The 17,680-nt window shown below is 65.1% G+C and carries 21 protein-coding genes; 13 read left to right on the forward strand and 8 right to left on the reverse strand.

Annotation, left to right across the window (positions count from 1 at the left end):
- Positions 1 to 32: 32 nt before the first annotated feature.
- Positions 33 to 566 (forward strand): TlpA family protein disulfide reductase, encoded by a 534-nt coding sequence (locus EUB48_RS07520; RefSeq protein ID WP_168226711.1) that lies wholly within the window; start codon positions 33 to 35, stop codon positions 564 to 566.
- Between the two features lie 256 nt (positions 567 to 822).
- Here the strand turns inward: EUB48_RS07520 and EUB48_RS21930 are convergent, their stop codons facing one another.
- A complete protein-coding gene (locus tag EUB48_RS21930) occupies positions 823 to 1,020 on the reverse strand; it encodes a hypothetical protein (protein ID WP_210411706.1) in 198 nt (65 codons plus the stop codon).
- 130 nt (positions 1,021 to 1,150) lie between these two features.
- On the opposite strand from EUB48_RS21930, the gene EUB48_RS07530 reads away from it, so the two are divergent.
- Positions 1,151 to 2,236 (forward strand): IS630 family transposase, encoded by a 1,086-nt coding sequence (locus tag EUB48_RS07530; RefSeq protein WP_142818317.1) that lies wholly within the window; start codon positions 1,151 to 1,153, stop codon positions 2,234 to 2,236.
- A 39-nt stretch (positions 2,237 to 2,275) separates the two neighbouring features.
- Here EUB48_RS07530 and EUB48_RS07535 read toward each other — a convergent pair whose 3' ends face one another.
- Positions 2,276 to 2,866, reverse strand: a complete 591-nt coding sequence (locus tag EUB48_RS07535; RefSeq protein WP_142818318.1) for a MarR family winged helix-turn-helix transcriptional regulator — start codon at positions 2,864 to 2,866, stop codon at positions 2,276 to 2,278.
- A 126-nt stretch (positions 2,867 to 2,992) separates the two neighbouring features.
- Between EUB48_RS07535 and EUB48_RS07540 the strand changes: the two genes are divergently transcribed.
- The 6 genes from EUB48_RS07540 to EUB48_RS07565 all read left to right on the forward strand — a co-directional run bounded on the left by EUB48_RS07540 (position 2,993) and on the right by EUB48_RS07565 (position 8,224).
- Positions 2,993 to 3,355 (forward strand): protocatechuate 3,4-dioxygenase, encoded by a 363-nt coding sequence (locus tag EUB48_RS07540; RefSeq protein ID WP_142818319.1) that lies wholly within the window; start codon positions 2,993 to 2,995, stop codon positions 3,353 to 3,355.
- On the forward strand, positions 3,355 to 4,194 hold the full coding sequence (locus EUB48_RS07545) for a class III extradiol dioxygenase family protein (protein ID WP_142818320.1): 840 nt from the start codon (positions 3,355 to 3,357) through the stop codon (positions 4,192 to 4,194). Before EUB48_RS07540 ends, EUB48_RS07545 begins: the two co-directional genes overlap by 1 nt.
- A complete protein-coding gene (locus EUB48_RS07550; protein ID WP_142818321.1) occupies positions 4,194 to 5,372 on the forward strand; it encodes a 4-hydroxybenzoate 3-monooxygenase in 1,179 nt (392 codons plus the stop codon). The genes EUB48_RS07545 and EUB48_RS07550 overlap by 1 nt, the downstream gene beginning before the upstream one ends.
- Positions 5,373 to 5,432: 60 nt before the next feature.
- Entirely contained in the window at positions 5,433 to 6,605 is a 1,173-nt protein-coding gene (locus EUB48_RS07555) for an ABC transporter substrate-binding protein (protein WP_142818322.1), read from the forward strand.
- A gap of 15 nt (positions 6,606 to 6,620) precedes the next feature.
- Complete coding sequence (locus tag EUB48_RS07560) at positions 6,621 to 6,866, forward strand: hypothetical protein (RefSeq protein ID WP_142818323.1); 246 nt, start codon at positions 6,621 to 6,623, stop codon at positions 6,864 to 6,866.
- Positions 6,867 to 7,099: 233 nt separating this feature from the next.
- Positions 7,100 to 8,224 (forward strand): transglutaminase-like domain-containing protein, encoded by a 1,125-nt coding sequence (locus EUB48_RS07565; RefSeq protein ID WP_142818324.1) that lies wholly within the window; start codon positions 7,100 to 7,102, stop codon positions 8,222 to 8,224.
- A 53-nt stretch (positions 8,225 to 8,277) separates the two neighbouring features.
- Here EUB48_RS07565 and EUB48_RS07570 read toward each other — a convergent pair whose 3' ends face one another.
- From EUB48_RS07570 to EUB48_RS07595, 6 genes are all read right to left on the reverse strand, one after another.
- Positions 8,278 to 9,546 (reverse strand): Nramp family divalent metal transporter, encoded by a 1,269-nt coding sequence (locus EUB48_RS07570; RefSeq protein ID WP_142818325.1) that lies wholly within the window; start codon positions 9,544 to 9,546, stop codon positions 8,278 to 8,280.
- Positions 9,547 to 9,623: 77 nt separating this feature from the next.
- On the reverse strand, positions 9,624 to 10,547 hold the full coding sequence (locus EUB48_RS07575; protein WP_142818326.1) for a pseudouridine synthase: 924 nt from the start codon (positions 10,545 to 10,547) through the stop codon (positions 9,624 to 9,626).
- Positions 10,548 to 10,609: 62 nt separating this feature from the next.
- A complete protein-coding gene (gene trmB / locus EUB48_RS07580; RefSeq protein ID WP_142818327.1) occupies positions 10,610 to 11,341 on the reverse strand; it encodes a tRNA (guanosine(46)-N7)-methyltransferase TrmB in 732 nt (243 codons plus the stop codon).
- Complete coding sequence (gluQRS, locus tag EUB48_RS07585) at positions 11,338 to 12,294, reverse strand: tRNA glutamyl-Q(34) synthetase GluQRS (RefSeq protein WP_142818328.1); 957 nt, start codon at positions 12,292 to 12,294, stop codon at positions 11,338 to 11,340. The genes trmB and gluQRS overlap by 4 nt, the downstream gene beginning before the upstream one ends.
- Positions 12,295 to 12,308: 14 nt before the next feature.
- Complete coding sequence (locus EUB48_RS07590) at positions 12,309 to 13,385, reverse strand: NAD(P)/FAD-dependent oxidoreductase (protein ID WP_142818329.1); 1,077 nt, start codon at positions 13,383 to 13,385, stop codon at positions 12,309 to 12,311.
- Between the two features lie 60 nt (positions 13,386 to 13,445).
- Positions 13,446 to 14,387 (reverse strand): LysR family transcriptional regulator, encoded by a 942-nt coding sequence (locus EUB48_RS07595; protein WP_142818330.1) that lies wholly within the window; start codon positions 14,385 to 14,387, stop codon positions 13,446 to 13,448.
- A gap of 106 nt (positions 14,388 to 14,493) precedes the next feature.
- On the opposite strand from EUB48_RS07595, the gene EUB48_RS07600 reads away from it, so the two are divergent.
- The 5 genes from EUB48_RS07600 (at position 14,494) to EUB48_RS07620 (ending at position 17,599) form a co-directional block, all read left to right on the forward strand.
- Positions 14,494 to 15,195, forward strand: coding sequence for a pirin family protein (locus EUB48_RS07600; RefSeq protein WP_142818331.1), 702 nt, complete (start codon positions 14,494 to 14,496; stop codon positions 15,193 to 15,195).
- Positions 15,196 to 15,277: 82 nt separating this feature from the next.
- Positions 15,278 to 15,688 carry a DoxX family protein gene (locus EUB48_RS07605; protein ID WP_142818332.1) on the forward strand — a complete coding sequence of 137 codons (411 nt, stop codon included), beginning with the start codon at positions 15,278 to 15,280 and terminating at the stop codon, positions 15,686 to 15,688.
- Between the two features lie 17 nt (positions 15,689 to 15,705).
- The gene (locus tag EUB48_RS07610; RefSeq protein ID WP_142818333.1) at positions 15,706 to 16,272 is read left to right on the forward strand and encodes a flavodoxin family protein; all 567 of its coding nucleotides are present in this window, start codon (positions 15,706 to 15,708) and stop codon (positions 16,270 to 16,272) included.
- A 29-nt stretch (positions 16,273 to 16,301) separates the two neighbouring features.
- Complete coding sequence (locus tag EUB48_RS07615) at positions 16,302 to 16,721, forward strand: OsmC family protein (protein WP_142818334.1); 420 nt, start codon at positions 16,302 to 16,304, stop codon at positions 16,719 to 16,721.
- Complete coding sequence (locus EUB48_RS07620) at positions 16,718 to 17,599, forward strand: pirin family protein (RefSeq protein ID WP_142818335.1); 882 nt, start codon at positions 16,718 to 16,720, stop codon at positions 17,597 to 17,599. Before EUB48_RS07615 ends, EUB48_RS07620 begins: the two co-directional genes overlap by 4 nt.
- The last annotated feature ends 81 nt before the right edge of the window (positions 17,600 to 17,680 follow it).

Consider the following 17,680-nt stretch of genomic DNA (forward strand, 5'->3'; position numbering starts at 1 on the left):
CTGCGCATATGGAACAAGGGCTACAGCACGATATGACTGATATCACGTCGGAGCGGCGGCAGTTTCTCAAACATCTGGCCGTGCTTACTGCGGCGGGTGCTGGCGCGGCCTGGGCGAAGGATTTTGAAGTTTCGCGCTGGCCTGCCGGGCAGCGCGCACCGTCGTTGCAAGCCGCCGATCTCGACGGCAAAACCTGGCGGTTGGCCGACTTGCGCGGCCGCGCGGTGCTGCTCAATTTCTGGGCCAGCTGGTGCCCGCCATGCCGCGCCGAGATGCCGTCGCTGCAGGACATGGCCGCGATCTACGGGCCCGACAAAATCGTGGTGCTGGCCATCAACTTCAAGGAATCCAGGGCCACGGCCGCGCGCTTTGCGCAGGCGTCGGCCTTGAGTTTGCCTGTGCTGCTGGACCCCGCGGGCGACATGGCGCGGCAGTGGGGTGCGCGCATTTTTCCCACCACGGTGCTGATCGATGCCACCGGCCAGCCGCGCCAGCGCGTGCAGGGCGAGGTGGAGTGGACCGGTCAGGCCGCGGAGCAATTGATCGCACCGCTGCTGATGCGTTAACGCAGCGAAGGGTCGCCTGGGGCAAGTTCAGCCCCCTCGAGGGGGCAGTGCAGTACGCGAAGCGACAAAGCATGGGGGCCGGGCAACGCGTTACTGCGGCGGTTTACCCCGGCTGCAGGGCAAGGCGCCGGCATCGGTGGGGAGTGGGGGCCTCTCAAGGTACAGCGCGTCAGCGCGTACGCCACCAGCACGAAATCGGCTATGTTCGCGGCTATTGGCCGCGCGCTGCCGCCCACGAACAGGCCGGCGATCGCCGTTACCAGCGCGCCGGTGACGAACCGCAGCGTGTGCCCATCAATGTCGAGGCCGTTCCGGCGATTGCGCCGTGCTTTTCCAGCGCGAGTACGGTGGTGGTCGGCACCACCAGGCCGAGGAAGCCGTAGCCCACGAACAGCATGGTCAGCATGACGTCCAGGCGCTGCACGCCGGCCAGGAACCGGCCATGGGGCGCCATGCACATCTCTCCATGGCGGCTCAAAGCGGACGCAGTCACCGCGGAGCTAGTGTAGTGTTGCGATCTTGTGGGAACTTAAATCAAGGACGGGTCTCCGATGCTCTACTACGAAGCAGAGTGGAGAACGCAAGTGCGAGTTGCCCCCGAGATTGTGCTGACCGATGAGGAGCGAGCCGAGTTGACGCGGCTGGCCTGCTCCAAGCTCACCAGCGTGAGGCTGGCGCTGCGCGCACGCATCGTGTTGCTGGCTGCGCAGGGGCTGCAGAACAAGGAGATTGCCGGGCAGGTGGGCGTGGGCCGGGTGCAGGTGTCGCGCTGGCGTGAGCGCTATCTCGAGTCGCGGCGTGCGGGCATCGAGCGCGATCTGCCGCGCGGCGCGCCGCCGGTGAAGGTGGACATTGCTCGCCTGGTGGCGTTGACAACCCAGAGCACGCCCGCGGCGGCCACGCACTGGAGCACGCGCAAGATGGGCACCGAGTTGGGCGTGAGCGCCAGCACCGTCATGCGCCATTGGCACGCCCACGGCTTGAAGCCGCACGTCGTGCGCGGCTTCAAGGTCTCGCGCGACCCGAAGTTCGTCGAGAAGCTCGAAGACATCGTGGGCCTGTACATGTCGCCACCCGAGCATGCGCTGGTGCTGTGCTGCGACGAGAAGAGCCAGGTGCAGGCGCTGGACCGCACGCAGCCCGGACTGCCGATGAAGAAGGGTCGCGCGGCCACCATGACGCACGACTACAAGCGCAACGGCACCACCACCTTGTTCGCCGCACTCAACGTGCTGGACGGCCAGGTCATCGGCCAGTGCCAGCAGCACCACACCCACATCGAGTGGCTGAAGTTCCTGCGCCAAATCGATCGGGAAACGCCCAAGGACAAGACGCTGCATCTGATTGCCGACAACTACGCCACGCACAAGCACCCGGCCGTGCAGGACTGGCTGGCCAAGCATCCGCGCTTCAACATGCACTTCACACCCACCTCGGCGTCGTGGCTGAACATGGTCGAGCGCTTCTTTCGCGACATCACCACCGAGCGGCTGCGCCGGGGCGTGTTCACCAGCGTGCCCGAACTCGTCACTGCCATCGATGAGTACGTCACGCATCACAACACCAACCCCAAACCGTTCATCTGGACCAAGAGCGCTCGGGACATCCTGCAGAAGGTCATTCGTGCGAATCACCGCTTAAGTGCCAAACAGAATGGAACACTGCACTAGAAAGATGGCGAAATGTTTACGTTTTGATCGGCACTCGCGTCACTTAGTCCGCGACCTGCTTCTGGACATGCCCGGTGCATCGTTAATGCTCGTTGGCCATAACCCGCCGACGCTTTCGGGTTTGACAAAGCGACGACTGCCGCCATGGCGCCGGTCGGCCTTTGCCACGACGGGGTGTGAGTTGCTTAGTCGCTCCGCTACTTCCGTCAACCGTGTCAACGCCCTGTCGAACGCCGCAAGCTCCGAGGCTGTCAGCGCATGCAGCACCATGTTGTTGAATTTCACTGATTGCGGAAATAGCTCGTCATAGAGCTTTCGCCCCTGGTCGGTGAGCTCTACTTGGGCACGGCGCTTGTCCTCGGGCATGCCGACCCGCGTCATCAGCTTCTTGGCCACCAGCTCGGTGATGTGGCGTGACACCCTGGCGCGCTCGAGGTGCCCCCTCGCCGCAAGTTCCGATGGCGACATCACCCCGTGAGCGGCCAGTATGGCGATCAGCCGCCACTCCCGACGGGTGATGCCATAGAGGCCCTCACAGAGGCGAACCACCATCACACCGCTGCTCGCCAGCAGGCAGTTGAGCCTGTAGTTGAGCAAATCATCGACGGTGGCGGGCTGGTCGAAAGACATATGAGAAGCAGATCCTGCGGGGCCTAAAGGTAGTTGTATAGATGAACTATATCTCCGACTCTTAAGCTCCGCACCTCGGCGGGCGAATCTTGCTTGCCTGTGCCTCCGTAACTAAAGAATCTTTTAATGACCACTCAACAACTCAGCCCAGGCGCGAAGATCGCGGACTCGGACGTTTTCGACTTGGCTATGTCCTGGCGCGGCTACCGCATCAACAAGATGTGCAATGCATTGTCGCAGCCTCATAACCGTGATGAGTACAAGAAGGACGAAGAGGCCTTCATGGCCAAGTACGCGCTGACCGAGGAAGAAAAGCGCCTAGTGCGTGCACGCGACTTCCCGGGCCTGCTCGCGGCCGGCGGGAACATCTACTTCCTGCTCAAGCTGGGCGTGGTCACCGACAACGGCCTGTACTACATGGGCGCGAAGATGCGCGGGGAAACCTACGAGCAGTTCCTCGCCACCCGCAACGAAAGGAGTGCCACCTGATGGGCAAGATCGTCGCCGGCATCGGCACCTCGCACGTTCCCTCCATCGGCGGCGCTTACGACCGCGGCAAAACCGAAACCCCCGGCTGGAAGCCGCTGTTCGACGCTTACGTGCCTGTGCGCGAATGGCTCAGGGAACTGAAGCCCGATATCGTCATCATGGTCTACAACGACCACGGCGCGGACTTTTTCTTCGATAAGTACCCGACCTTTGCCGTTGGCTGCGCCGACAGCTATGCCATTGCCGACGAGGGCTTCGGCACCCGTGCGCTGCCGGCCATCCCGGGCGATCTGGCGTTCTCGCAGCATCTATGCCGCTCGCTCGTGTACGACGAGTTCGACCTCACGGTGTGCCAGGAGATGCGCGTGGAGCATGGTTTTCTGGTGCCGATGCATCTGTGCTTCGAGCACGAGGAAAGCTGGCCCGTGGCCTCAGTTCCCATCGCCGTGAACGTGCTTCAGCATCCCTTGCCGACGGCGCGCCGCTGCTACAAGCTGGGCCAGGCGATCCGCCGCGCGGTGGAGTCCTACGAGCGAGACGTGCGGGTGGCCATCATCGGCACGGGCGGTATGTCGCACCAACTGACGGGGAAAAATTTCGGCCAGATGCACCGCGACAACGACATGGATTTTCTCGACCGCATCGAGCGCGACCCGGAGAGCCTGACACAGCTCACCCACCAGACCCTGATGGAGAGGTTTGGCGTCGAAGGGATCGAGCTCATCATGTGGCTGGTGATGCGCGGCGCGCTCTCCAGCGGCGCGCGGCGCATACACCGCAATTATTACGCACCCATGACCACCGGAATGGGCCTCGTCACGCTCGAGGAGCAGATCTGATGCGCACCCAAGTAGGTATCGTGGGCGCCGGTCCGGCAGGGTTGATGCTCTCACACATGCTGCACCTCGAAGGCATCGAGTCGGTCATCATCGAGCGCGCCAGCCGCGAGCACGTGCAAAGCCGGCTGCGGGCGGGTGTGCTGGAGCATGGAACCGTGGATATGCTCAAGGAGCTGGGCTTGGGCGAGCGCATCAGCACGCTCGGACTGGAGCAGCATGCGATCGACTTTCGCTTCGGCGGCGAATCGCACCGCCTCGACTTCCATCAGGCCACGAACGGCCGCCGCACCTGGGTCTACCCGCAGCACGAGGTGGTGACCGACCTGATGAAGGCGCGGATGCAGGCCGGCGCCCAGATTCTTTTTGAAACATCCGTGACGCGCATAGAGGGTCTTCAGACCAGGAAACCGACGATTCACTTCGAACAAGGTGGCGAGCCGCGCGAGCTGCAGTGCGACTTCATTGTCGGTTGCGATGGCTTTCGCGGCGTCTGCCGCGATGCCATACCGGACAGCGTGCTGAAAATTTACGACCGTGTGTATCCGTTCGGCTGGCTAGGCATCCTGGCCGAAGCGCCCGCTCCGACCAACGAAATCACCTGGGGCTGCCATGAAGACGGCTTTGCGATGCTGAGCATCCGTTCGCCCAGCGTGACTCGTCTTTATCTGCAATGCGAGCCCAACGAAGACGCGGACCGCTGGTCAGACGGCCGCATCTGGGCCGAGCTGCACAAGCGTCTTGACGTGCCCGGCATGCCGCCAGTGAATGAAGGCAAGATCACGCAAAAGGGCGTGACCGCCATGCGCAGCTTCCTGGCAGAGCCCATGCAATACGGGCGCCTCTTCCTCGCCGGCGACGCCGCCCATATCGTGCCGCCCACAGGTGCCAAGGGCCTTAACTCGTCAATGGCCGATGTGAAGGTGCTGGGGCGGGGATTGGTGGAGCAGTACAAACGCGGGGTGGCCGACATTCTCGACCGCTATTCCCAGATTTGTCTCAAGCGCATGTGGCTGGTGCAGCGCTTCTCGGCCGGGCTGTGCACGATGGTCCACCAGATCCCTGGCGACAACGCCTTCGTGCGCAGGCTGCAACGCGCCGACCTTGACTACATGACCGGCACTGTGGCAGGGCGGCTGGCGTTCTCCGAAAACTTTACCGGCCTTCCCATCGAGATCTAAACCAAAAGATGCCATGAGGCGGTTTTTGGTTTCTTTAACCCTGACTGGAGACACCATAACATGCACAAGAGAGCTTTTTTCACCGCTGTGGCCTTTGCCGTCACTGCCTTTGGCACCACCCATTCCCTGGCACAACAAAATACTTTCAAGATCGGCCTGATCCTTCCAATGACCGGTCCGTTCGCCCAGGTCGGCAAGCAGATCCAGGCAGCAGTCGCGCTCTATCTGGCCGAGACCGGCGGTGCGGTCTCGGGCAGAAAGATCGAAGTCATCTTGAAGGACGATACAGGCACGCCCGCCAGCAGCAAGCGCATCGCACAGGAGTTGATCGTCAATGACAAAGTCGATGTACTGGCCGGCTTCGCCCTGACGCCATCGGCCCTGGCCGCGGCTCCGCTCGCTACCGAGTCGAGGACTCCGATGGTTGTGATGTCAGCTGCAGCCTCGAGCATTACCGAGGCATCGCCCTTCATCGTCCGCACCAGCTTCACGCTGCCGCAAGTGACCGTAGGCATTGCTGACTGGGCGCCGAAAAACGGTATCAAGAAAGTGGTGACCCTGGTGAGCGACTACGCTCCGGGCATCGATGCCGAGCGCTATTTCAAAGATCGCTTTGCATTGAATGACGGCGAAGTCACGGGGAGCCTGCGAGTGCCGCTGCGCAATCCGGACTTTTCACCGTTCCTGCAGAAAGCGCGTGACCTGAAGCCTGACGCCATTTTCATTTTCGTACCCGCGCCCGAGGGCCCGTCATTGGTCAAGCAGTTCACCGAGCGAGGTATGGACAAGGCTGGTATCAAGTTGATCGGGACAGGCGACGTGGTGGACGATGACACCCTGAACGACATGGGTGACGGCGCGCTGGGTATCGTGACTTCGCACCACTACTCGGCGGCGCACAAGTCGGCGGCTAACCAGAAGTTCGTGGCGGCCTTTGCCAAGGCCAACAAGGGCATGCGTCCCAACTTCATGGCTGTTGGTGGCTATGACGGCATGCGCGTGATTGTCGAGGCCATGAGGAAAACCGGCGGCAAGGGCGGTGGTGATGCATTGCTGGCGGCCATGAAGGGCCAGACTTTTGAAAGCCCGCGGGGCCCGCTCCTCATCGACGCTCAAACCCGAGACATAGTCCAAAACGTCTACATACGCAAAGTGGAGAAAGTCAATGGCCAGCTCTACAACGTGGAGATGGAAACCATCAAGGACGTCAAGAACACCGGCACAGGCAAGTAAGCACCTGCTGCAGAAATGCGCCTGAAGGGAAGGCTGCGTACTGTACCGAAGGCCTGCGGCACCACGATGAGAAGTAGCCAGCTGACAGGAGTGCCTTATTTCGCCGATCGTGACAGCTACGAGCTGACCTTCGAGGAGTCCATCCCGGCGGCACGCGCTACGATTCGCCCATTGCCGTCAAATACTTCTCGTTCGATCGCTGTATTTCGCTGCACCGCGTGCGCCCGGCTGGTGCTGCGCTACACGCAATTCGGTGGCTAATACGTTGACCCCCGTGGGCGCGTCGTCGACCCCGCATTGGTACTGGTGGACCAATGAGCTTTCTATCGAGGAAGACGGCATTTCGTCATTCCCGCGCCGGCATGGCGTCCTTTACCCAGCGGCGATAATGCGCTCGCTGCCCTGAAGGTCTTCCTGCACGGCAGCCAACTGGCATCCCGAGGCACCTTGACATGCCCCGGTGGCGTCGTTTTTTCTCATCCGGAGATCTTTTCATGACCACCGTGCGCCGTACTTTTCTGAAAAATACCGCTGCAGCCTTTGTGGCTGCTGCACTACCCGCTATTAATTTTGCACAGGGCGGCCCGGCCGCCGATGCCGCGGCGCGCCGCTTCGCGCCCCGGCCTGGCGACTGGCACACCTTCGATGTGACCACGCGGGTCGATATTCTGCTGCCGCAAGGCGCCACCCGCGTCTGGCTGCCCATCCCGTGCATCGACAGCGACTACCAGCGCTCGCTGGAGAGCAGCTTTTTCAGCAACGGCAAAACGCAACGCATGGCCGATGGCCGCTCCGGCGCGCAAATGCTCTACGCCGAGTTCGCTGCGAGCGAGGTCAACCCCTTCGTGGAGCTGACCAGCCGCGTGCAGACGCAAAGCCGCGCCGTGGACTGGTCGGCTCGCCAAAGCGCGCGCGAGGATGCCGATACGCTCCAGCACTGGACGCAGCCCACGGCCCTGATACCCACCGACGGGATTGTGAACAAGACCGCGCTTGAGGCGACCCGGGGCGCCCACACCGACGTGGAGAAAGTCCGCAAGATCTATGACTGGATCGTGGCCAACACCTACCGCGAGCCCAAGGTGCGCGGCTGCGGCGAGGGCGACATCAAGACCATGCTCGAGACCGGCAACCTGGGCGGCAAGTGCGCCGACCTGAACGCGCTGTTCGTCGGCCTGAGCCGCGCGGTGGGCGTGCCGGCGCGTGACCTGTACGGCGTGCGGCTGGCGCCCTCCAGCTTCGGCTACAAGGCGCTTGGGGCCAACCCGGCCGGCCTGCAGCGCGCGCAGCACTGCCGCTCCGAGGTGTTCCTGAAGGGCCATGGCTGGGTCGCGATGGACCCGGCCGATGTCGCCAAGGTCATGCGCGAGGAGACGCCGCAGTGGATCAAGAGCACCCGGGGCGGCGTGGTGGCGCCCGTCAACCGGGCACTGTTCGGCGGTTGGGAAGGCAACTGGATGGCCTACAACAGCGCGGCGGACGTGGTGCTGCCCCACTCGAGCGGCGACAAGCTCGGCTTCTTCATGTACCCCGCAGCCGAAAACGCCGGCGGACGACTGGACCCGTATTCACCCGACGATTTCAGGTACCAGATCACGGCCAAAGAGGTCCAGGCCTGAGGTTGCGGCAACGCATCGTCTGACGCATCCGGGGCGCGGCGCCACCGGCACGCCTAGCCGATCAGCCCCGACACCGCCGCAAAGACGCCAAAGACGCTGGTGACTACGATCAATGCACCGGCAACCCATGCGTACCAGCCGTTCAGTCGATGTGGGCCTGTCAACGCCCTGCGCGCCAGCAGGAACAGGAAGCCGAGGACGACGGGCAGCAACAGCGCATTCATGACCTGAACGGCCACCGAGAGCTTGACGAGATCCGCGCCGGATGTCACCAGCACGCCGCCGGCGACGAGGACCAGGCTGAAGACGCCGTAGAACCAGGGCGCCTCGCGGGGGTTGTGCTCAAGGGAGCGTTTGTAGCCGGCGACCTCTCCCAGGCCCCAGGCGGCCGTCAGGCACACCACCACGGTGGCGACCAGCGCCGCACCGGCAAGGCCCATGGCGAAGACGATCCGGCCGACCGAGTAGCCGAGCGTCGGCGTCAGGGCATCGGCGATTTGCGAAACGTTATCCAGTTTCACGGTAGTCCCGCTGCCGCCACTGAGCACGGCGCCGGTGGTGATCAGCACGGCCGCCATGATGAGCTGGGTGATCAGCGCACCGATCGCCGTGTCGATGCGTGCGGCCTTCAGGTCGCCCAGGCCCAGACCCTTGTCGACGACGGCCGATTGTTGATAAAAAACCATCCACGGCATGATCACCGCGCCGATGTTGGCGGCGGCGAGATAGAGGTACTGGGGGTCGGCGAGCGGGACCGCGAAAAACTGCGCCGCCACTTCATGAATGTCCGGCGCAGAGCGCCATGCCACGAATACGAACGCGAGCTCGAACAGCCCGAACGCGATCGCCACCCGCTCCACCGAGTGGTAGGAGCCCGTCCACACCATGAAAATGATCCCGGCGATCGTGACGACAATGGCCGGGACCACCGGAACGCCGAAGAGTTGCGCCAGCCCGGCGATGCCGCTGAGCTGGGTCAGCAGCGCGCCCACGCAGGCCACGCACAGGGTTCCGACCGACAGCCAGGCCCAGCCGCGGCCGAATGTTTCGCGGATCAGCTCACCGTGCCCTCGCTGGGTCGCCAGACCCAGGCGAACGGTCAGTTCCTGCACCACAAACAGGATCGGGATCAGCACCAGCTGCAGGATCAACAGCTTGTAGCCCCATTGCGCGCCGCTCTGGGCTGCGGTGATGATGCTGCCGGCGTCCGTGTCGGCCAGCATGACCACCAGGCCAGGGCCGAGTACCGCCAGGAACTTGCCGCGGGAGATCGCGGGCCGGGCTCGCTGGGTGGGAGACGGGATGGGGAGCGGCGTGGACATGGGTGACTTCGCAAATGAGAATCAATCTCATTGTAACGCTCCCTTCGATGGGGGCTTCAATGCGGCTTCGATGCAGCCTATTCCGTCGTACCGGGATGGCCCAGGCTCAAGCGGTACGCACTCTTGAAGCGCCTGGCCTGCCCCGTGACGGGGTCAAGGAAGGCGATGGAGCGGGCCAGCAGTTGCAGCGGCCGGCTGAAGTCGTCGTCGGCCACATCGACGAGGCTGGGGTAGAAGCGGTCGTTGACAATGGGAATTCCCAGCGCCGCCATGTGCACGCGCAACTGGTGCTTGCGCCCGGTCGTGGGCTCCAGCCGGTAACGCGACAGCGCGCCATTGATTTCGAGCACGTCGATCCGGGTTTCGGCGTTGGGGGCGCCCGCCGCTTCGCACAGCCGGAAAAAAGGCGCGCCCGCGACGATCCGGCTGTGGCGCACACACGGAAACGTCAAACCGGCACGCCAGGGCGCGATCGCTTCGTATTGCTTGGCGACCTCGTGCCGCCGGAACAGGGCGTGGTAGGCGTCGCGCGTGGCGCTCTGGATCGAGAACACCACCACGCCGGCCGTGTCCAGGTCGATCCGGTGGATCGGCTGCAGCGTGTCGATGCCGAGTTTGCGTTTCAGGCGCACCAGCAGGGTCTCCTGCAGGTAGCGGCCGGACGGCGTCACCGGCAAAAAGTGCGGCTTGTCGACCACGACCAGGTGCTCGTCCTGGTACAGCACGACCTCATCGAACGGGATGCGCGGCTCCTGGACCAGGTCGCGGTAGTAATACACCCGCAGGTGGCCCTGATAGGCGCGAGCGGGCGTGACCGGCACGCCATGCTCGTCCACCACATGGCCTTCGTGCATGCGCTGCAGCCACACGGCTCGGTCGATCGCCGGGAAGCGCTGCACCAGAAAATCCGTGATGGTGGGCCAGTCGCCCGCGGGCAGGCCGACGCAGCTCGGGCCGACGCCGTTGCGGGTCGGCGGCAGGGCGTGCCTGGGCGTGCTCACTGGAGTACCTTCGTGCTGCGCACTGCGGTGCGAGCTTGCTTGGGAGCGGCCCGGCGCGGCGCTCACACCCGCTCGAACACCACGTCCCACACGCCGTGGCCCAGCTTGAGGCCGCGGTTCTCGAACTTGGTCAGCGGGCGGTAGTCGGGCTTGGGCGCAAAGCCGTCGCCCGCTGCATCGGCGGTGTTGCGCAGCAGTGGCTCAGTGCTCAGCACCTGCAGGATTTGCTCGGCATAGGGCTGCCAGTCGGTGGCGCAATGCAGGTAGCCGCCGGGTTTCAGGCGCGCGGCGAGCCTGGCCACCAGCGGCGCCTGGATCAGGCGCCGCTTGTTGTGCTTCTTCTTGTGCCACGGGTCAGGAAAGAAGATGTGGATGCCAGCCAGGCCGTGCAGCGGCAGCATGTGGTCGATGACTTCGACCGCGTCATGCGCGAGGATGCGGATGTTGGCGAGGTTCTGCTCATCGATGCGCTTGAGCAGGGCGCCGACGCCGGGCGGGTGCACTTCGCAGCACAGGAAGTTGTTCTCAGGCATCAGCGCCGCGATGTGCGCGGTGGCCTCGCCCATGCCGAAGCCGATCTCGAGGATGGTCGGTGCGCTGCGGCCAAAGGTTGCTGCCAAATCGATCGCATGCCCGGAATACGGCAGCACAAACTTCGGCCCCAGATCTTCGAGAGCCTTGGCCTGGCCGGTGGTGGTGCGGCCGGCGCGGCGCACAAAGCTGCGAATGCTTTTGGGGTGGGCCACGCCAGGCGGTGCGGCGGGAGCGGAGGAGGGGGCAGGGGCGGCGGTCATGAGGAGTCTGGATTGTAGAGATGCCGCCAGGCGCCTGCCCACACGGCCAGTGCCTCGGCCACCGTGCCTGTGTACTGCGGCAAGCCCAGCACGGCCGCGGCCGCCGCCAGCGCGTTGAAGGCGCCTGCTGCGCTGGCGGTATCGAATGCCTGCGCACCGTTTTGCTTGGAGAGCTTTTCACCATTCGCCGCGCAGACCAGCGGCGTGTGCAGGTAGGCCGGTGGGGGCAGTTGCAGGGCGCGCTGCAGCAGGATCTGGCGCGGCGTGTTGTCCGCCAGGTCCACGCCGCGCACTACGTGGGTGATGCCCTGCGCGGCATCGTCCACCACCACGGCCAGTTGGTAGGCCCAGAGTCCGTCGGCGCGTTTGAGCACGAAGTCGCCGACCTCGGCGGCCACGTTTTGCTGCTGCGCGCCGAGCCGGCGATCAATCCAGGTAACGATGGGGCCTGCTATCGAAGGTGTAGCTGATTGCGTAGGTCCAGTAAGGGCTACAGGCACTTTTTCTTCAAACTTCTCCGTGAGGAAGCGCCACGCGCGTGCGCGCCGGCCCTGCAAGCCGTGGCGGCAGGTGCCGGGGTAGACCAGCTCGGCGTGGCGCGGGCGTTCGACCCCCAGGGCGGCCAGCGCGTCCTCGATGTCCTTGCGCGAGCAGGCACAGGGGTAGGCGCGGCCCTCGGCGACCAGCGTATCCAGCGCGCGCTGGTACAAGGCTCCGCGCCGCGACTGGACCAGCGGCGGCGCATCGGGCAGCAAACCGCAAGCCGCGAGTTGCGCCAGGATGATGTGCTCCGCGCCGGCGACGCAGCGCGGCGTGTCCACGTCCTCGATGCGCACCAGCCACTGGCCGCCGTGCGCGCGCGCATCGAGCCAGCTGGCCAGTGCGGCGACCAGAGAGCCCGCGTGCAGCGGCCCGGTTGGCGACGGCGCGAACCTGCCGATGTAGGCCGTCATGCCAGCGCCCCGCTTCACGCCATGGCGAGCGCCAGCTCCAGCCCCGAGACAAACGCGTCTTCCACGCGGTGGCCGATCAGGTAGTCGCCGCACAGCCCCAGGCGCGCCTTGGCGTCCCACACGTGGGTCTTGCCCAGCGGCTTGAGGGTCTGGGCATCGCGCCAGCGGTGCACCTCGGCATGGGCCGGTTCGGTGCGGATGCCGGTGACCTCGGCAAACGCCTTGAGCAGCTTGGCCTGCACGCGCGGGGCGTCGTCTTCCAGGTGTTCGTGCGACCAGGCGTCGCTGGCCTGCACGGTCCAGCGCTCGATGGCGCCGCGTCCCGGCTTGGACGACTCGCGCGCCAGCCAGGCGATGCGGTGGTGCGTGCTGCGCGCCGCGTTCCACTGCGGGCCCAGATGCGTCAGCGTGGGCTGCACCGCCTGCGGAAACGCCAGCATCAGCGTCCAGCAGGGAGCGACCCGCACCGCGCTGATCTGCTTCGCCAATTGCGCGCCCTGCCTTGAATTTTGCAGCAGCTCCTGCGCCTGCGCCGAGGGGGTGGCCAATACCACGGCGTCAAAACCCGAAAACACGTGCTGCGAATCCTCGGCGCCGCTGGTGCGCAACTGCCAGTGCTGCGCGCTGATCGGGTCGGGCTCGATGCGCGTGACCCGAGTCTGCAGCTCCACGCCGCCAGCCTCGTGCAGCGGCTGCGCCCACTGGGTCGGCAGCGTGTTCATGGCGGGTGCCGGCACCCAGTGCGGCTCGCGCGCGGGCAAGCCGGCGGCGGTCACGCGGCCGTAGGTGTCGAGCACGCGCACGGTGTTTGCGCTCCATGGCTTGCAGGCGCCGGGCGTGGTGGCCAGCGCCTGGGCAAAGCGCGCATCGCGCACGGTGAAGTACTGCGTGCCGTGATCGAAGGTGCCGAACGGCGTGTTGTGCGTGGCCATGCGCCCGCCCACGTCCTGGTTCTTGTCGAACACCGTCACGCGATGCCCGGCTTGCACCAGCGTGCGGGCACAGGCGATGCCGGCCATGCCGGCGCCGATCACGGCGATGTGGCGGGGAAGCGCCGGTTGAGCAGACGGGGCACGGGGAGGTTTTGTCATCTTTGCACTTTGTGGGGTTGGCATGAGCGCACTCTACACGCAGTGGCAAGCGTGGAGTTTCTAAAACCCATGTTGTCGCTCCAGCAGGGCGGTGCGGGTGGCCGGGCTCTCGAGTTGCGCCAGCCACCATTGCAGCGCCCGCCCCTGGGGGGTGCGGGTGGCCGTGCGCCAGGCATAGCTGAAGCGCACCAGCCGGGCCGGTCGCTCGACCTGCCGCGCCACCAGGCGGCCAGTCTCGAGGTAGGGGCGCGCCAGCGGCGCGGGCAGAAAGCCGCAGCCGAGGCCGCGCACCTGGGCCTCCAGCTTGGCCGGCATGCCGGGCACGGTCAAGACTTCCTGTCCGCCGAGCAGCCCGAAGGTCAGGCCGCCGCCGCGCTGCACCGAGTCGGCTACGGCCACGGCGCGGTGCCGGCGGATCAACTCGTCGCTCAAGGGCTCGGGAGCGCTGGCCAGCGCATGGTGCGGCGCCACGGCAAAGACAAAGTGAAGCTGGCCCAGCGGTTTGCTGTGCACGCCCATGCTGGTGGCGGGCTCCATGGCCACGCCGATGGCCAGGTCGGCCTGACCCGAGGTCAGCGCCTGCAGCGTGCCCGACAGCGCCTCCTCGCGCAGCTTGACCGCGGTCGGCGGGCCCAGTGCAAAAAAGGCCTCGCACAACTCCATCATGGTGGTGTGCGAGATCACGCTGTCCACCGCCAGCGTGAGCTGCGGCTCCCAGCCGGTGGCCACGCGCTTGACGCGGTTCGCCACCGCGTCGATCTCGCCCAAGAGGCGCGCGCCCTCCACCAGCAGCTCGCGGCCGGCTGCGGTCAGCCTGGCCTGGCGCGAGCTGCGGTCGAACAGCAGCACGTCGAGCGCATCCTCGATCTGGCGCACGCGGTAGGTCAGCGCGCTCGGCACCAGGCCGAGCGCACGCGCCGCCGCGGCAAAGCTGCCGGCAGCGGCAATCGCCTGCAGCATGGCGAGCGCATCGGGTGTCAGCGCGTCACGGGGAGTTTGCATGGAATGCGGCTTTAGATTCAAATAATTTGAATGATGCCATCAAACGCCATGCATGGTATTCGCGGTCGCAGCGACTACAGTTCAATGCATTCCAGGAGAACGCATCATGCTGACACTTCGCAAATCACAGGACCGGGGCTATGCCGACCACGGCTGGCTCAAGTCGTTTCACAGCTTCTCGTTTGCCGGCTATTACGACGCCCAGCACATGGGCTGGGGCAACCTGCGCGTGATCAACGAGGACCGCGTCGCCCCGGGCATGGGTTTCGGCACGCACGGGCACCGCGACATGGAAATCATCAGCTATGTGCTGTCGGGCAACCTCGCGCACAAGGACACCATGGGCAACGTGAAGGGCATTCCGCCGGGCGACGTGCAGCGCATGAGTGCCGGCACCGGTGTGCAGCACAGCGAGTTCAACCACGCGAAGGATCAGACCACGCATTTCCTGCAGATCTGGATCGAGCCCAACGCGCTCGGCATTGCGCCCAGCTACGAGCAAAAGACCTTTCCCGAGCTTGAGAAGCGCGGCACGCTGCGCCTGGTGGCTTCGCCCGACGGTGCGCAGGGCTCGGTCACGGTCCACGCGGATGCCTCGGTTTACGCGGGGCTGTTTGACGGACTTGAGGGCGCCACGCTGACTCTGAATCCTGCACGCAAGGGCTATGTGCACCTGGTGCGCGGCGAGTTGCAGGTCAACGGCAACAAGCTCGTGGCAGGAGACGCCGCGCTGATCGAGGGCGAAAGCGCCCTGAGCCTGTCCCACGGCAAGGACGCCGAGGTGCTGGTGTTCGACCTGAGTGCGTGAGCGTGCCTGCTGACTCCTCATACCCTCATACTTGCCGTTTATCCATTTCACCTTTTCACCTTTTCACCTTACAGAAATCAACATGCCAAACGCACTTCAAAACCCATTGACCCTTCTCGGCCGCCTGCTGATCGCCATCCTGTTCGTACCATCCGGCTTCGGCAAGATTGCCGGCTTTGCCGGCACCGTGGGCTACATCACGTCGCACGGCCTGCCGCTGCCGCAGCTCGGCGCCGTGGTCGCCATCGTCGTCGAACTCGGCCTGGGGCTGATGCTGCTGACCGGCTTCAAGACACGCTGGACCGCGCTGATCATGGCCATCTACACCGTGGCGGCCGGCATCTTCTTCCACAGCTACTGGGATGCGCCGGCCGCGCAGCTCATGATGCAGCAGATCAACTTCTACAAGAACCTTGCCATTGCCGGCGGCCTGCTGTCCTTTGCCGTGTGGGGTGCGGGTGGCTGGAGCGTGGACGCCAGGCTGAAGTCCTGACTCGCGCAGCGCAGGCAATGGCAACCGTCGCCGTGGTCTATCACTCCGGGTACGGCCATACCCAGCGCATGGCGCAGGCCGTTGCCGAAGGCGCGGGCGCCTCGGGCGCGGTGAGCCTGGTGGCTATCGATGCCGACGGCAACGTACCGGCCGATGGCTGGGACACCCTGGCCGCGGCCGACGCCATCATCTTCGGCTCTCCCACCTACATGGGCAATGTGAGCTGGCAGTTCAAGAAGTTTGCCGACGCCTCCAGCCGGGTCTGGTATGCGCAGGGCTGGCGTGACAAGATCGCGGGCGGCTTTACCAACAGCGCCGGCATGAACGGCGACAAGGGCGCGACGCTGACCACTCTTTTTAATTTGGGCATGCAGCACGCCATGATCTGGGTCAGCCAGGGCCTGATGCCCAGCAACACCAAGGCCGCCACGCGCAACGACGTCAACTACCTGGTGTCGTACGGCGGTGCGATCGCGTCGTCGCCGGCCGATGCGAGCCCGATGGAGATGGCGCCCGGCGACCTGGAGACTGCTCGGCTGTTCGGGCAACGCGTGGCTGGCATTGCAGCAAAGGTGCACGGCTGATAGATTGCTCCTTTTACGAGGAGTCTTTCATGGCCATTGAACTCAGGCGCCAAAGCACGCCAGCCGGACCCGCGCCGATGGCGCAAACGCTGCGCATCCGCAGCCACGAGCTGCTGGCCGATGGCAGCGTGGCCGAGGGCGGCACCGATGCCGGCCCCAGCCCGCACGATTTGTACGATGCGGCACTTGGCGCCTGCAAGGCCCTGACGGTGCTCTGGTACGCGCGCAAGAAGGGCATTGCGGTGGCCGACATCCACACGGTGATCGAGCGCGATGATTCGCTCGAGCGCGCCGGCACGTACCGGCTCGCGGCCACGCTGCAGATCAGCGGCGACCTGACCGACGCGCAGTTGCAGGAACTCGGCACCGTGGCCGGCAAGTGTCCGGTGCACAAGCTCATGACGCAGGTCACGACCGAGATCAGCACGCACGTGGAGCGCTTGCCATGAGCGCGCTGCTGCAACTCACGGGGCATGACCATGACCTCGGCGGCGGTTTCCTGGTGCGCCGCCTGCTGCCGGCCGCGCAGCGCCAGTCCATCGGCCCGTTCCTGTTTTTCGATCACTTCGGCCCGGTGCTGGAGCAGCCCGGTGTGAACCATGATGTACGCCCGCACCCGCACATCGGGCTGTCCACCGTGACCTACCTGTTCGAGGGCGCCATGGTGCACCGCGACAGCCTGGGCTACGAGCAAAAAATTGAACCCGGCGCCATCAACTGGATGACGTCGGGCCGCGGCATCGTGCACTCCGAGCGGCGCCCGCAGGAACTGCGCGATCAGGCCTATGTGAACCACGGCATCCAGCTGTGGGCCGCGCTGCCGCGCGAGCACGAAGAGGTTGCGCCCAGCTTCGCGCACACGCCGGCCGCCGCCATGCCGACGCTCAAGGCGGGGAATGCCGATGTGCGCGTGCTGGTCGGCGAAGCCTTTGGCGCGACCTCGCCCGTGGTGACCTGCTCCAAAACCATTTACCTCGACGTCTCGCTGCCGGCAAGCGGCCGCCTCACGCTGCCGCCGCTGGCGCCCGAGCTGGCGGTCTATGCGGTCGATGCCGACGTGCGGATCGACGGCACGCCGGTCGCCGCGCACACGCTGGCCGTGCTGCCACCGGGGGCGAGCGTGGAGCTTCACGCACCAAAGGCCGCGCGATTGATGGTGCTGGGCGGCGATGCGCTGCCTGAACGGCGCTTCATCTGGTGGAACTTTGTCTCCAGCCGCAAGGAGCGCATCGCGCAGGCCGCGCAGGACTGGGAGGCGCAGTCCATCGGCCAGGTGCCGGGCGAGACCGAGTTCATTCCGCTGCCGGAAAAGCGCTTTATCGTGTGATCCCGTCAGCCAGCCCGATTCACGATGAATTCGGGCTATAGCCCATACCACATCTGCGCATGGCGCTCCTTGTTTTGTAGT

Source organism: Rhodoferax sediminis, assembly GCF_006970865.1.
GTDB classification, from domain to species: Bacteria; Pseudomonadota; Gammaproteobacteria; order Burkholderiales; family Burkholderiaceae_C; genus Rhodoferax_A; species Rhodoferax_A sediminis.